Below are 13143 nucleotides of genomic sequence, written 5' to 3' on the forward strand. Positions count from 1 at the left end.
TCGCAACGCTGTCCGCCAGGAGTTTGATGACACACCCTAGGGCCCGAGTTCTGTTTTGGTCCATCGTCGCCCTCTTTGCCGGCGCCCTGTTGCGGGCGTACTGTATCCGACATTACCCACAGTTGCAGGGCGACCCGCAGCTCTATGCAGAGGTGATTCGTAACTGGATAACCCACGGCGTCTATGGGTTTACTCAGGAAGCAGGGGTTCGGCCAACCCTGATCCGGCTACCCGGATATCCCATCTTCCTCGGGGTCTGCTTCCGGCTCTTCGGTATGGCTAACCTGCAGGCGGCGCTGTGGGTGCAGGTGGCGGTCGATCTGCTGACCTGCGGTTTACTGGCTCTGCTCGCCCGGCGCTTTGCAGGCGAGAGGGCGGCGATAACGGCGTTGTGGCTGGCTGTGTTGTGTCCCTTCCTGGCAGAGTTTACGGCTGCCGGATTAACGGAGACGTTAACGCTCTTCTGTACGGTTCTGGCCTTCTGGGCGTTACAGCAGTGGCTGGATGCCCCGCAGTGGCGTTGGGTCGTCGTACTGGGTACGGCGCTGGCATATGCCATTTTGTTACGGCCTGATCAAGGTCTGCTGGCGGCAGCAGTCTTGCCGGCGATGCTGCTGGGGCACGGATTCGGGCTGTCGAAGGTAAAAGAGACGATTGTTCCCGCGGCGGTGTGTGCCCTGCTGGCGGTGCTTCCCCTGGCTCCGTGGACCGTTCGGAACTACCGGGTCTTCCATGTGCTGCAGCCGCTGGCGCCGCGCTACGCGAACGATCCGGGAGAGCCGAACCCGTATGGCTTCCAGCGATGGTATCGGACATGGGCGATCGACTACGCGTCGACAGAAGATATCTATTGGGACTACGACGGCGATGCCATGGACTTTGCGACGCTGCCGAAGCGGGCGTTCGATTCGCCGGAGCAATATCGAGAGACGGCAGCCGTCTTCGCTCTCTACAACGAGACCAAACGGAACTCGCCTGAGGTGGATGCCCGCTTTGCAGCGATTGCGCAGGCGCGGGTGCAAGCCCATCCGCTACGCTACTACGTGCTGCTGCCAGTGGCGCGGCTCGGAAATATGCTGCTGCGTCCGCGCGTGGACTGGCTTCCCGGGCCACTGCAGTGGTGGCGATGGAGTGAGTCGTCGCCGCTTCAATTTAGCCGTGCGCTATTCCTGGGCGCGTTGAATCTGGCGTTGATTGTGTTCGCAGTGATAGGGGCGTGGAGGCTGAAAGGCCGGCCCGACCTGCGTCCAATACTGCTTGCCATGCTGGCGTATGGTGTTCTGCGGTGTGCGCTGTTGTTAACAGTCGATAACTCCGAGCCGCGTTATACGGTGGAGTTCGTTCCTTTTTGGATTGTGTTGAGCGCTGTGGCGCTGACAAAGCCGCGGGCTGCAGAATCAGAGAATAGGGCGGCGCCTTAGTCCGTGGTTCGAGCTCCGCTCGAATCTCCCGCTCATGCTTCGCATGAATGGGGCACCCAGATTCGCCTTACCTCAGAATTGGGTGCCCCATCCATCGCATCGCGATGGGTGGGATGTGATTCGGAGTTCCCGGTGCTGGCAGGGGTGGGATCAGCAGGCAGAAGCCCGCTGATAAAAGCCCACGGTTCCCATTCGTGCGCGTTTCGTGACTATGCCTTCAGCAGCTCTTTGATATAGGTTGAGCGCAGCGGAAGGCGGCGGATCGACTTTCCGGTCGCGTCGAAGACGGCCGCTGCAATTGCCGGCGACGCAAGAGCGTTGGCCGCTTCCGAGCCCTGTCCGTAGCTGCCGACTGCTGGGTTATGGAGAAGAACGACCTTGATCTCCGGAATCTCGTTCATCTTCAGGATGGGGTAAGAGATCCAGTCGGCGGCGGTGATGGCTCCTTCATCGAAGGCTACCTCTTCGTGGAGTGCCTGGCTGATGCCCATTACGGTTCCGCCTTCGATCTGCCGTTTGAGTTGCTCCGGGTTCACCACGATGCCGGGATCCACGGCGATGGTGTACTTTTCGACCCTCACGTCTCCGGTTGCCGGGGTGACGGCGATCTGGCAGGCGCAGGCCCAGTAGACTCCACCGCGAAACATGACGGAGACGCCTTGTCCGCGAACAGGAGTTGAGCTTGTGGATACGGCCGTAGATTGCGGCGATGGACGTGTCTGCCATCCGGACTCTTCGCGCAGCCGCTGCAGCACGTGAATCAGGCGCTCTTCTTTCGCATGGTCGATACGGAATTGGAGGGGATCGGTTCCGGCAAGCGCTGCCGCGTCGCTGATGGCAAGCTCGCGCGGGAAGTTCTGCTGGTATTGCGTGGGCGTCCGCATGCTGTGGTCACGCAGGCCAATGGCGAGAGGAGAGGCTTTCTGGCCGACCTGGAAGGTGCCGTGGTAACGCTCTTCGAGATTGGGGACGGCATCGTACTGCCACGGATCGGCGCTGCCGTTGGCAATGCTGGTGAGCATGCCGCCCTTTTCCGAAGGAGCCGGCATGGTGGGAAGCCCGGCAAGCACGGCTCCTATCGGACGGTCGTCCTGGCCGGCGGGCTGGTGGTGGTCGGCTTCGTACGCGACGATGCGGCCGTTGGCGTCAAGCCCGATCCTGATATCGGTGAAGGCTGCGGGAGATTGTGTGGACCACTGAATATCATCGTTGCGCATCCACTGAACGCGCACGGGCTTGCCGAGCTCTTTGGAGAGAAGGACAGCTTCATCCTCGGCTCCGGCGTTGCCTCCGTTTGAGCGGCCGTAGTGACCGGCGCCGGCGTAGGTCTTGACGATGACCTTGTCGGGGCCGACGCCCAGCATCATGGCGAGCTCGCCGCGCAACGCCTGTGCGTTCTGCGTGTGCGTGTGCACGGTAACGACGCCGTCTGGACGGTAATCTGCAACAGCGACCGTGGGACCGATGGGTGCGTGTTTCATGTAAGGCAGTTCGTAAGTGGCGTTGAGCACCTTTGCCGCGGACTTCATGCTGGAGGCGACGTCGCCTGTGCTCTTGCGGCTCTTCTGGACGGGGGTGGCGTTCCAGTCAGCCTCGTTGCGCAGATGCTGGTAGAGCTTCTCTTTGCCGGGAAGCCCCTTCCATTCAGTCCATTTGGTGGTAGAGGCAACCTGCCCCGATGCCTGGATCGCCTCCCACTCGGTGGGTGCAACAACGGCGACCAGATTGCCTTTCACGATGACCTGCGCGTTGGGATATTTCTTGTCGACTTTACCGGCGGAGACCAGGCGTGATCCCAGCGTGGCTGGATGAATGGTGCGTGCATGCAGCATGCCCGGAAGCTTGATGTTGGTGACCCACGGTTCCTGGTGCTTCACCTTTTGGGCGATGACGCTGTTCTTATACGACTTGCCAATCACCTTGTAGCTGCTGACCGGCTTCATCGGTGGATTACCGCCGACCGCAAGCCCAAAGATGCTGGTGAGGTCGCCGCTGACCGGGATGGTGAGCTTGAGATCCTTGCCTTTCACCAGATCGCCGTAGCGAACCTGTTTTCCGCCTCCGGAGACCATGCCGTCATGGGTCGAGAGTTGTTCGGCAGGAACTCCAAGATGTTCTGAGGCGAGTTGCAAGATTGCCTGACGGGTATACGCAGCGGCTTTGCGGATATTGGGTGAGCCGTTACCAAGAAGGTCGAAGGTGCCTCCGCCGTCCGCGGTGACATCGGTATCGCCGGTGACAATGGTGGTGATCGCCTCAAAGGGAAGATCCAGCTCTTCGGCCACGATCTGACGGTACGCGGTATAGATGGTGCCCTGGCCGAAGTCGCTTTTGCCGGTACGGAAGAGGACGGTATTGTCAGGCCGGATCTCGATCCACGAGCCCGGCAGGGAAGCGTCAAAGGCGCGAAGGCTGGTGTTGGCGGCGGCCGCTTCGGCTGCGCTGGAACGCAGCATGCGGAAGCCGACCATCAGCGCTCCGCCGGCTTTCATAAATCCGCGGCGGCTGAGCTGTGCGCCATAGATATCGGTGGTCTGTTCTGTAAATCCGATCATTGCGCGCCTCCTTTCGCCATGAGGGTCGAAGCAAAGCGGACGGCTTCGATGATGGCGACGTAGCTACCGCAGCGGCACAGATGTGGTGACGGTCCTGAGTTGGTAAAGGTGTCCTTGATCTCTTCGACGGAGGGGTTCTGCTTGCCTTCCAGCAGCTCAGTGGCTTTGATCATCATGCCGTTCTGGCAGAAGCCGCAGAGGTGAACCTGCTGTTCGATCCAGGCCTCCTGCACCGGGTGCAATGTCTTTGCTGCCTGTGCGGCGGAGAGATGTTGCTGTTTCGCCCAGCGGTCAGGCAGGCCCTCAAGGGTTGTGATTTCCTTGCCTGCTGCAGCCGTGGCGGGTGTAATGCAGGAACGAACCTCTTTGCCGTCGAGTAGTACGGAACAGGCTCCGCATTGCGCCAGGCCGCAGCCAAACTGGGGACTGGTGACATCCAACTCGTCGCGAAGAACGTAGAGAAGCGGCGTATCTTCCGCGGAGTGAACCTCGCGCTTCTTTCCATTGACTGTGATCGTCAGCATCGACCCACCTCCAGGCTTGAGCTCCGGCTTCGTCTCGGTGGCGAGCAGTAATGATAGTGTTTGCCGCGCAGCGAGGGGTCCGCGGAGCCTGCCACAGAAGAGTAGCCCATTCCGCCTGACTGGGCCACCGTGCGGCCGGCAAAATCGGCTTTTGGCGCGATCGGCATATTTTTGACGGGATCAGTTTGCGAAGGCGACCTACGATAGTTGCTTAAAGCAACTATTTTAATTTAAGGTCGAATGCATGAGTGATGCCGCCCAGATCTTTGCCATTCGCGACTTCAATCGCTTCTATACGGCCCGGCTGGGTCTGCTGCGGAAGCGGCATCTGGACGGCGAGTTTTCGCTCACCGAAGCGCGCATGCTGTATGAGATCTGGGCGAATCCGCGGCTGACGGCATCGAACCTTCGGGGAGTCCTGGGGCTGGATGCGGGTTATATCAGCCGGCTGCTGGCTTCATTGACGAAGCGGAAGCTTGTACGGCAGACGGTGTCAAAGGCCGACAGCAGGGAGCGTCTGCTCTCACTGACCGCGGCCGGAGAGAAGAAGGTGGCAGGGCTCAACCGGCAATCGGAGCAGCAGATCGAGGAGATGCTGCAGGGGCTGAGCGGAGAGGAGCGGGAGAAACTGGTCAGCTCGCTCTCCGTCGTACGTTCTCTGCTGACCGCGCAGAAGAACTCTGAGGTGCAGGTCGAGCGCCTGAGCGAGGTCACTGGCGAAGTGCTTGATCTGCTGCAGGAGTATTACGAGGCGGTGGGCGTGATGGTGCGGGATACGCCTGAGTCTGTGCGCGAGATCGTGGACGATCCCGATGCGGGTGTGTGGATCGCCACGCTGAACGGAAAGATTGTGGGATGCGCCTATCTTCACAGTCTGCCATCGATGCCGGGAGCGACGGAGTGTAAGCGGCTTTACGTCAGGCCGAGTGCTCGCGGCAAGGGTGTCGCGCATGCTCTGCTCGATGCGCAGGAGTCCTTTGCAAAGAGCCGGGGATTTAAGCGGATTTATCTCGACAGTAAGGATGATCTGCGCGTTGCCATCAATCTTTATCAGCGGAGAGGCTTTGTGGCTTGTGAACGTTACAACGACAACCCACAGGCGACGGTGTTTCTGATGAAAGAGATTGCGGAGACGCCGAAGAAGGTTATTCGAAGATCTTGAAGGCGGACAAGGGAGCGGGTTAAGGCCTATCGCCTGCCCATGAGATGGGCTAGCGCCTTTCACGTCATAGCGCTTCGATACGATCGCCCTGCGCACAATTACCCCGCAAATACGAGACGTCTCAATTTATTTGGGGCGATTTAGCACGCCTAAATCAAAACGATTTTTCTTGACGATCGATATTTAGTTCAAATACCGTCTCGTCCATCTCGAAACTATTTTTCTATCGAAACGGGCCTGCCGGTCTTTTCAATCTCCGCAGAGAGGGTTTCTGTCCGATGCTTCGTATTTTTGTGCGTTTTCTAACGTTGTTTGTGCTGTTCAGTAGTTCCCTGGGGGCTGCCTTCGCCCAGGGTGGTGAGGGTGCCATCTCCGGAGCGGTGACGGATCCAACGGGTGCCATTGTCCCGAGCGCGACGGTCGTCGCCCATAACACCGCTACTGGTGTGGACACGACGCGAACCACGACCGGCGACGGTGTCTATAACGTCGCCCCACTGGTACCGGGCACCTATACGCTGACGGTTACCGCCACCGGTTTCAGCACCTTCCGGCAAGAGAATATTCAGGTTAATGCACTGGCAAACATCGGTCTGAATGTTGCGCTCAAGGTCGGTAATCAAGGTGAGACGGTGACGATCACCGATGCGCCCCCAATGATTGAAACGACCAATGCCACGATCGGCGGAACTATCGACAACAAGCTGTATACCGCACTGCCGATCATGATTACCGGCCTGCAGCAGCGGGATATCACCCAGTTCTCAAACCTGCTGCCCGGCGCGCAGGTTCCTGCAGGAGGCCGCTCCTCGATCATCGGCGGAACAGGACAGCGGCTGGGCGAGCTGTACGTCGATGGCTTGCCGATTACGACGCTGTCACAACAGGGCGACAACCGGCCAGTCTTTAATATCGTGCCCCTGGAGGCCATCGACCAGGTAAAAGTTGTGACGTCCGGATTCTCCGCGGAGTATCAAGGCGCGGGCCTTGAGAACTACAACACCAAGAGTGGCGGCAACAAGTACCACGGATCGATCTTTGGCTACTTTCGCAACACGGTCTTCGATGCCTGGACCTTCAGCACCAAGCCAGGATCTCCTGGTAACCAGCAGACTGTCGTGGTGAATGGAGTTGCCACGAAGGTGGATGGGCCGAAGACGCCGGAGCATCAGGTTGAGACAGGCTTTGCAGTGGGTGGTCCCATCAAGATTCCGCATCTCATCGATGGCCATGACAAGTTGTTCTTCTTTGCCACGTATGACAAGTTCCATTCCAGCCAGGGAGTAAATCCCAGCGCGAGCACGATTCCGACCACGTTGATGCGCCAGGGCAACTTTCAGGAACTGCTGGCTGCAAATGCCGCTACAGGCGGCAAAGGCAACACTGCCGGAGTTAACTATCCTGTTTACGATCCGACGACGCAGGCAAGCTGCACCGCGCACAGCACGAGTGGACCCTGCCGGTATCAGTACGGGTATGGCCCAGGAACCGCGAATGGAGCCGCGGGAAATCCGGTGCTCGTCACACCTGGCGGGGCGAACATTATTCCGGCCAGCCAGCTTTCGCCCATCACACAATTCATGCAGAAGTATCTGCCCGCTCCCACTGTTGATACGACGGGCACCATTACCAATAACTATCTCGGAGGTGTCCCTGCGGGGTATGACAACTGGATGTACTCAGGGCGTATTGATTACATTGTTTCTCCGAAGCAAACGCTGATCATGGTGGTTACTGGCGGTAACCGGCATGCGGTTCCATACACCTCCACCACTGCGAATCTACCAGTTCCTTATCTGGCCACCACTATGTCGACCGTTGCCGGGCACTGGGCCTCGCTTGAGGACAACTACGTCATTACCGGCAACTTGGTGAATCAGTTCAAGTATGGCTTCATGAACTTCGGTGGCCCTCCTGTACGCAATATCACTCAGGGGAACCCACTCTATTCCGCGACGGCTGCAGGGATCAGTGGCCTGCCGGCAGGCCAGGCCTCGGAGAACTTCCCAAACACCAGCTTCGCCGGCACCAATGCGCCGGCCGCGTGGGTAGGCAATACACCGACGACGACGAATGTCTCGGAGACCTATACCCTCAAGGACAACCTGTCCTGGTTGCACAGCGCACACTCCTTCAACTTCGGTTTCCAGTATCAGTGGCTTGAGAACAACTCCAGCGTTGCGGACGGAGCTTCTCAACCGATGACACTGAACTGGAGCACAAATGAGACGGCAAATCTGTCGGGCAGCAGCTATGCGACAAATACGGGATACTCCTACTCCAGCTTCATGATCGGTGCGGTGGGAAGCTCCTCAATCACGCAACAGGCCTTCAGTGTTGTGGGCGGACGTTTCCATCCCTGGGCGGCCTATGGACAAGATGACTGGAGAATTCGCAAAGATCTTACGCTCAATATCGGTCTGCGGTATGACTATCTGCCCACCTACCGCGAGGTAATGGACCGTTGGTCGTTCCTGAATCCGAATATCCAGAACCCCGTCACGGGAAATATGGGAGCACTGCAGTTCGCGGGAAACCGTGCGGGCGGATTGCCTGTGAGCTGCAACTGCAGCACGCCCGTAGATACACATAAAACGAACTTCGGACCGCGCTTCGGTCTGGCATGGACGATCAATGACAAGACCGTAGTGCGTGGAGGCTTCGGCCTACTGTACTCCCATGCAGGCGGTACCGGTGGAGCCGGTGGCGCTGGCACCGGAACGGGCCAGCTCGGTTTCACCTCCGCGGTCTCGCTTACGGATAGCACTGCCGGGCCGGCCTTCTATCTCAATCGCGCCAACTCAAACTGGGGTGGACAGGGATATGTTCTTCCCGCTCCCGCAACGATTACGGCGACGAGCCAGACCCTGGGCACGGGGTATTACGTTTGTTCGGGACAGAACTTCACACCTTGCAATGGTGCTTCGGGCACCTCAGCGGGCAACGGCAGCGGTATCTCTTATCCGGATAGGTATCTGGGAGGACGTGCTCCCGTCTTCAACTTCTGGAACTTCGGTCTGCAGCGGGAGATTACCTCAAGCATCACCGTTACTGCGAACTACGTCGGCAGCCAGAGCCACTTCCTGGCGGGCGCCAGCAATATTCGTGGTCTGCAATCAGGCCAGGTGCCGGCATCGTATCTCGCCTCGGTCGGCGCGGCGGACTGCAGCCAGACACCAGGGACAACTGCTTTCAACTCCTGCCTCAACCTGCCTGCAACGACAGCAAATCTTGCATTAGCACAGACCCGTAGTGGTGTAGCCCTGGCGGCGCCATACTCCGGATATACCGCTGCAGCGGCAGTCAACTCCAATGCAACCATCGCTCATATGCTCACCTGGATGCCGCAGTATTCCGGTACCTCGGACCCTTGGGGCAATGTAGCGAATGCCAACTATCATGCCTTTCAGCTCAGTGTGAGTCATCGCGCGGCACACGGTCTGACGTTGAATGTGAACTACACCTACTCGAAGAATATTGACGATGCCGGAACCGCCCGATCCGGTTGGGATCTTCCTGCCGCAGTGACATCGACGGGCAAGGCGTGGAAGCAGAACGCGATCGATCGCTCACTCTCGATCAATTCACAACCGCAGAACCTGAGCGTCTTCGGTGTTTATGAGTTGCCGTTCGGTAAAGGCAAGATCGGTGGGAATAACTTCTTGGTTCGGGCACTGCTTGGCGGATGGCAGACGGGAGATATCTTCCAGTACTCCTCCGGTATCGCGTTGCCAATTGTTGGTTCCTGCAATACGCAACAGAATATCGGCCAGGGTACCTGCATGCCCGACTACAACCCGGCATTCAGTGGGTCAGTACGCACCAGCGATGGTTGGGGTAAGGGCGTGACGGCGGCGACGCTGGGAACCAAGTCCTATTTGAACGGCTACATCTCCACCACGAACTCAGGTGTGGGCGCCGGCAGTATTGCCTGCGCTTCGTCGAACGGTGCGTTCTGCAACGCTGGAAACGCGAAGATTGGAAACCTGACTCGCGTCGGAGCCTACGGCCTCCGTGGTCCCAGCATCTACCGTCTCACCTCAAATGTTCGTCGCACGTTTGACTTCAATGATCGGGTGAAATTCATCTTTGGAGTCGATTGCCAGAATGTCACCAATCACACGACCTTCGGCAATAATGCTGCGAACAGCCAGATTGGTGTAAACGTCAACAGCTCGACCTTCGGTACGTTGAACTTCGCCAGCGCGGATTCCCGAGCCTTCCAGTTCTCCGGCCGGTTGACCTTCTAAACTCTCTATACTCTCAATGCAGCGGACGGCCTTCATGGGCAGTCCGCTGCACTCATTTTTATGATTTTGCCCGTTGAGCGCGGGTCATGCATTCGGCGCGAATCGTCTCGTACCGCTTATGCAGTTCACTCAGCTCGTCATCGCTGAGTGATTCAATATCCATCATCTCGTTTTCGGCTTTGTCGATGGAATGGATCAATTCATCGAGCTTGAGATTGATGGCTCTCGCGTCGCGATTCTGTGTATTTTGAATCAGGAAAACCATGATGAAGGTGACGATCGTTGTGCCGGTATTGATGACGAGCTGCCAGGTGTCGGAGTAGTGGAAGAGGGGACCGGTGGCCGCCCAACCGGCAATCACGAGTACCGCCGCCAAAAAGGCCCATTTCGATCCCACCCAAGCGGATGCCTTCGCCGAGAACTGCCCAAAGGCATCGCCGGTTGCTGAAGGTTTAACATTCGTCGATTCGCGAACGGCAGCGTTTACCTTTTGAACTGTCTGATCTACCGACATGCACTGCTCCCACCAAAAGCTACAAGCAAAGACGTGAGAGACGTATGTACGGGTTGGCTGGCGGTGGTACTGACAGGACGTCACGACTGTCGGCCGTCAAGCTCCTCGATCTTCAAACTGAGGATGTCAGTAGCGAATAGAAGGCGAAAATGTCACAATAGCGGAGATGCCGGAGAACTTATCCGCGATCGAGGCCCTGGGAACGCGCAAGATCGTGCACGTCGATATGGATGCGTTCTATGCCTCGGTGGAGCAGAGGGACGATCCTTCATTACGTGGACGGCCTGTTGTCGTGGCGTGGAAGGGCAAGCGGTCGGTAGTGTGCGCGGCTTCGTATGAGGCGCGGCGATTCGGTGTGCGATCGGCGATGGCTGCGGTGCATGCGGAGCGTCTGTGCCCGGAGGCGGTCTTCATCCCGCCGGACTTCACTCGCTATAAGGCCGTCTCGACGGCGGTGCGCGAGATTTTTCAGCGTCACACCGACCTGATTGAACCCTTGTCGCTGGATGAAGCCTATCTCGATGTGACGGTGAACAAGATGGGGCTGCCGACAGCGACATTGGTGGCGAAAACGATCCGGCGTCAGATTCGTGAAGAACTGAATCTGACGGCCTCAGCCGGGGTTGCTCCGAATAAGTTCCTGGCGAAGATTGCCTCCGACTGGAAGAAGCCCGATGGACTCTTCGTGATTCAACCGCATGAGGTCCAGGCATTTCTGCTTTCACTGCCGATCGGGCGAATTCCCGGCGTAGGCAAAGTGACGGAGGCGCGGATGACGGAGCTTGGAGTGAAGACCGTCGGCGACGTTCATGCGATGGAGATCGCGACGCTGGAGGCGTACTTCGGCCGCTGGGGTGCGCGCCTGTATGAGCTCTCTCGCGGTATCGATCACAACCCTGTCATGCCGAACCGGGTCCGCAAGCAGATCTCTGCTGAAGACACCTTTCCGGACGATGTTCCTCTGGCGGAGTGCGACGCGCACATTCGCAGGCTGGCAGAGAAGGTGTGGATTGCCTCGCGGGAAAATGTGCGTGGGGCAAAGACCGTCGTCTTGAAGCTGAAGACCAAAGAGTTCAACACTCTGACCCGGAGCCTGACCTCGCAGATACCTCCGGCATCGTGCGAAGAGGTGACGAGCATCGCACTGCGATTATGCGAACGTGTCGCGCTCCCGCCACAACAGCTCTATCGCCTGGTTGGAGTAGGTCTCAGCAACTTTCAGGACGAAATGATGGAAGTGGAGTCTCCTCTGTTCTCCGGGATCGAGGAGTAACTATTCGGTTGCCTGTTTCATCAGGTCGAGTGCTGTCTGAACAATCTTGTTCTCGGCGCAGCCGGGTTTGAGACGGGAGTCGATCACCTGGAAGGAGAGATGGCTGTAGGCATCGTCCGAATAGATATAGCCGGAGTTTGCCCTGCCGTTGGTCAGTGTGGAGACGATGAGATTGTTGACCGGAGCGGTCTCTTTCAGCTTGAGGCCGATGTTGGTGTAAACCTCGCCGTCCACTCCGGTGATATAGATATCGCCGATGCGGAGCAGGCTTACCGTCATGCTGACGTCTGGTCCGTCTTTATAAGGTGGCATGGCATTTTCGCGGACGGGGTTGTCGATATCGGTGCGGTCGCGGCCTGGGCAGGAGATGAGTTGTTGACCGCCCCAGAGGCGGGCCTCCGGGACAGGCTTGATCTCGTGCCGCATCAAATAGAGAGTCTTCTCGGCGAGCAGAACTCCCATCATGGTGACATTGGCTCCGGTGCGGGCAACTGCTTTGCGGTACGCCGACACATTCTGATCAGGAACTGCTTTGAGATTCGCAACGGCGTTTGCCTGATTGAAGTTGGGTGTCGGGGCCGGAGGCGGCGGAGGTGCACCGATGGTCTCGGTTCCCGGAGCGTTGTCTCGGCGGAAGGCGGTGAGCTGGGTTTCACGCAGCAGCGGGTTCTGATCGCCCGAGGTTCCCTGGGTAAAGATCGCAACGGTTTTATGGTCGAAGTGTTCTTCGATGGCGCGTGAAGCTTCGCCGGGAAAGTCGGCGCTGACGACGCCGGAGAGATAGAAGTTGATGGGATGCATCCCGTAGTTCATGTACACGCCGATGGGGATGTAGTCGGGCCCGATGAACTCAATGACGGAGAGCGTTTTATCGGAGACGCCCTGCGGATTCGGTTCCTGCCGCCATTCCAGCTTGCTGTTGAAGAGATCGCGATTGATGTTCAGATCAACGGTGGAGCGGGCATAGCCGACCGTAGCGGGAGCGAGCTTTAACTTTGCTTCGGTTACGGCTTTGACGATACCTGCGGTGACGATCTCGGGCGAGGGCGATCCACCGGAGAGACTGGTAGACCCGCTATGGGTGTGAGTGGCCGCGATGAGGATGTTCTGCTTTGGGCATCCCGTGATCGAGACGATCTGCGGCAGGGAAGCATCGTAGACGTCTTTGCGCATGTTGATCTGATCGATGCCAACCAGCACGGCGCAACTGTTGCCGGATGTGACCATGATGGCGCGGGCAAAGAGAGGGTCGCGGATGATGTCGCTCTTGAAAAGCAGCTCGCCGGGCTTCGGCGTGATGTCTGCCACGGCGGCGCCGGCACGCAGCGTATGTGGCTGCGCCTGAGCCATGCCCGCGATGGTTGAAACACAAGGAATCGCTATTGCTCCAAGGAGGAGCAGCTTCTGCGCAGCTTGGCTTCTGGACGGCATCCCTTCTCCAATC

General features: G+C 58.3%; 8 protein-coding genes. 4 read left to right on the forward strand and 4 right to left on the reverse strand.

The window, feature by feature from the left end:
* The first annotated feature begins 26 nt into the window (after window positions 1-26).
* Window positions 27-1421, forward strand: a complete 1395-nt coding sequence (locus tag AB4Y89_RS09525) for an ArnT family glycosyltransferase (protein WP_442300687.1) — start codon at window positions 27-29, stop codon at window positions 1419-1421.
* A gap of 209 nt (window positions 1422-1630) precedes the next feature.
* Here the strand turns inward: AB4Y89_RS09525 and AB4Y89_RS09530 are convergent, their stop codons facing one another.
* Both AB4Y89_RS09530 and AB4Y89_RS09535 read right to left on the reverse strand, forming a co-directional pair.
* Window positions 1631-3976, reverse strand: a complete 2346-nt coding sequence (locus tag AB4Y89_RS09530; protein ID WP_442300688.1) for a molybdopterin cofactor-binding domain-containing protein — start codon at window positions 3974-3976, stop codon at window positions 1631-1633.
* Window positions 3973-4500: a (2Fe-2S)-binding protein gene (locus tag AB4Y89_RS09535; protein ID WP_442300689.1), complete on the reverse strand. Its 528-nt coding sequence runs from the start codon at window positions 4498-4500 to the stop codon at window positions 3973-3975. Before AB4Y89_RS09535 ends, AB4Y89_RS09530 begins: the two co-directional genes overlap by 4 nt.
* 244 nt (window positions 4501-4744) lie before the next feature.
* Here AB4Y89_RS09535 and AB4Y89_RS09540 point away from each other — a divergent pair, with 244 nt between their 5' ends.
* Both AB4Y89_RS09540 and AB4Y89_RS09545 read left to right on the forward strand, forming a co-directional pair.
* Window positions 4745-5662, forward strand: a complete 918-nt coding sequence (locus AB4Y89_RS09540; protein ID WP_442300690.1) for a bifunctional helix-turn-helix transcriptional regulator/GNAT family N-acetyltransferase — start codon at window positions 4745-4747, stop codon at window positions 5660-5662.
* A gap of 278 nt (window positions 5663-5940) precedes the next feature.
* Complete coding sequence (locus tag AB4Y89_RS09545) at window positions 5941-9912, forward strand: TonB-dependent receptor domain-containing protein (protein ID WP_442300691.1); 3972 nt, start codon at window positions 5941-5943, stop codon at window positions 9910-9912.
* Between the two features lie 58 nt (window positions 9913-9970).
* Here AB4Y89_RS09545 and AB4Y89_RS09550 read toward each other — a convergent pair whose 3' ends face one another.
* On the reverse strand, window positions 9971-10426 hold the full coding sequence (locus AB4Y89_RS09550) for a low affinity iron permease family protein (protein WP_442300692.1): 456 nt from the start codon (window positions 10424-10426) through the stop codon (window positions 9971-9973).
* Window positions 10427-10592: 166 nt separating this feature from the next.
* Here AB4Y89_RS09550 and dinB point away from each other — a divergent pair, with 166 nt between their 5' ends.
* Window positions 10593-11699: a DNA polymerase IV gene (gene dinB, locus AB4Y89_RS09555; protein ID WP_442300693.1), complete on the forward strand. Its 1107-nt coding sequence runs from the start codon at window positions 10593-10595 to the stop codon at window positions 11697-11699.
* Here dinB and AB4Y89_RS09560 read toward each other — a convergent pair whose 3' ends face one another.
* Window positions 11700-13130, reverse strand: coding sequence for a neutral/alkaline non-lysosomal ceramidase N-terminal domain-containing protein (locus AB4Y89_RS09560; protein WP_442300694.1), 1431 nt, complete (start codon window positions 13128-13130; stop codon window positions 11700-11702). It lies immediately after the preceding gene.
* Between the last annotated feature and the right edge of the window lie 13 nt (window positions 13131-13143).

Origin of the sequence: Terriglobus sp. 2YAB30_2, assembly GCF_052114765.1 — a bacterium.
Classification (GTDB): Bacteria; Acidobacteriota; Terriglobia; order Terriglobales; family Acidobacteriaceae; genus Terriglobus.